The organism is Saccharomonospora saliphila YIM 90502 (genome assembly GCF_000383795.1).
Taxonomy (GTDB): domain Bacteria; phylum Actinomycetota; class Actinomycetes; order Mycobacteriales; family Pseudonocardiaceae; genus Saccharomonospora; species Saccharomonospora saliphila.
Genome location: NZ_KB912591.1, coordinates 5,571 through 7,838, shown reverse-complemented (window position 1 = coordinate 7,838; position 2,268 = coordinate 5,571). Strand labels below are relative to the sequence as shown.

Annotated in this window: 1 protein-coding gene and 1 pseudogene; both read right to left on the bottom strand. The window is 71.6% G+C overall.

Annotation, left to right across the window (positions count from 1 at the left end; all coding sequences use genetic code 11):
* Positions 1-119: pseudogene (locus SACSA_RS20790) on the bottom strand (short chain dehydrogenase); the annotation flags it as partial.
* A gap of 308 nt (positions 120-427) precedes the next feature.
* Positions 428-2,268, bottom strand: a 1,841-nt coding sequence (locus tag SACSA_RS20785) for a PhoX family protein (protein ID WP_019812516.1), incomplete at its 5' end; no start/stop codon positions are given.

The window sequence follows — 2,268 nt, the reverse complement described above, 5'->3', positions numbered from 1 at the left end:
AGCGCGTCGGTGTCGCGGCCGCCGAGCAGCAGGGCGTGCGTGGGTGCGAGCGCCCGCGCCACGGCCGCGCCGATCCCGCGGGTGGCACCGGTGACGAGAGCGAGAGGTGACTCAGCCATAGGCGTCCACGGTAGACAAGCGCGCCGCCCCACCGCGCGGCGCGGACACCCACCCTCCCCTCCCGTCCGCGAGTTGCCCCCTCGTGTCCGCGAGTTGCCCCCTCCCGTTCGCGAGTTGCCCCCTCGTGTCCGCGAGTTGCCCCGGTACGCCCGCGAGTTGTCTCTTCGCGTCAGTGCGTGTTCTCAAGCAAGAGGCGACCCGCCCACGGTCGGCGGCAACTCGCACACCGCCGAAGGGCAACTCGCGCACCTTAAGGGGCAACTCGCGCACCTTAAGGTGCAACTCGCGAGTGGCGTTCCGGCCTGGGTCAGGGTCCGCCGATGCGGCCCGGGCGGCCGCGAGCGTCCTCGCGCCAGACGGAGACCACGGAGGGCCGGGGGTGTGCGTCGCCGCCGTCGGGCCAGTGCGACTGCGGGTCAGCCGCGCTGCCGCCCTCGCCGGGGTGCTGGACCGCCACGACGACGACGTCGTCACCGATCACGGGACCGCAGGTCTCCGCCCCCACCGGCACGGTGAGGAACTGCTTGACCTGGCCCCGGTTCTCGCCCTCCACCGGCACAGCGAACAACCCGTCGTTCGAGCCCAGCGCGTTGCCGTCGGTGGAGACCCAGAGATTGCCGTGCGCGTCGAAGGCGAGGTTGTCGGGGCACGAGATCGGGCTGACCCGGCTCTTGTCGAAGCCTCCGAAATAGGTGTCGGCCTCGGCCGGGTCACCACAGACGAGCAGGAGCCGCCAGGAGAACGCCGTGGCGGCGCCGTCTCCCCCGTCCTCCTCCCACTCCAGCACGTGCCCGTTGCGGTTGCCGTCGCGCGGGTTGGCCTCGTCGGCGCCTGCCGCCCCCGTCGCACCCCGGTCGCTGTTGTTCGTCAACGCGGCGTAGACGCGGCCGGTGACCGGGTTCGGCTCGATGTCCTCGGGGCGGTCCATCTTCGTGGCGCCGACCGCGTCGGCCGCCAGCCGGGTGAAGACGTAAACCTCCTCGGCGGTGAAGCCGGGCACGAACGACGTGTTCCCGCTGGCCAGCGCGATCCACTCGCCGCGGCCGTCGAACTCACCGTCGGACGGCAGCCTGCCGCTACCGTCGATCTCGCTGTCCGGGCTGTCGCCGGTGAACCGCGCGACGTAGAGGGTGCCCTCGTCGAGCAGGTTCATGTTGTGCCTGCGGGCGTGGGCGCTGCGCCCGGGCTTGTACCGGCCCTTCGAGACGAACTTGTAAATGTAGTCGAACCGCTCGTCGTCGCCGGAGTACACCGCCACCCTGCGGTCGGCGGTGATCGCGACGGTGGCGGCCTCGTGCTTGAACCGTCCGAGTGCGGTGTGCTTGACCGGCGTGGAGTGCGGGTCGTTCGGATCGATCTCGACCACCCAGCCGAACCGGTGGGGTTCGTTCGGCTCCCGGGAGATGTCCCAGCGCCGGTCGAACCGCTCCCACTTCCGGGTGCTCTCACCGCCGGTGAGTCCATAGCGGCGCAGCCGCTCGGACGCCACGGGGTCGGTGACCGAGTCGCCGTGGGCGAAGTACTGGTGGAAGTTCTCCTCGCCGGAGAGGACCGTGCCCCACGGGGTCACGCCGCCCGCGCAGTTGTTCTGCGTGCCGAGCACGCGGCGGCCGGTCTCGTCCGCCGACGTCCTGAGCAGTTCCGAGCCCGCGGCCGGGCCGCGCAGCTCGAACTCCGTCTCCACGGTGACGCGGCGGTTGTACCGGCTCGGGACCACACGCAGGCCCCCGCGCGGGTCGCGCACGGTCTGCACCACCGACATGCCGTGCGCCGCCCAGGCGATCCGCACCTGCTCCTCGGTGGGATTGTCCGAGTCGTACTGCTCGGGCGGGAACATGTGCGTCTCGGTGGTGTACTCGTGGTTGACCACCATGAGGTGCCGTCGACCGGCCGGGTCCTGCGGGATGAGGCCAACGAAGTCGTTGTTGTAGCCGAACTGCCGGGCCTGTGCCTCGGCGGTCTGGTTGGCGAAGTCGAACTCCGGCGCGCCCGGCAGCACCGGGTCGCCCCAGCGGATCACGACACGCTGGTCGTAGCCGTCCGGAACCGTGACGGCGTCGGCGGTGTTCGGCGCGACCGGGTCGAAGTCGGTACCGGGCACGGGACGCGAGGGCCGCCCGGGCCTGCCGTGGCCGCCCGCGAGGCCGG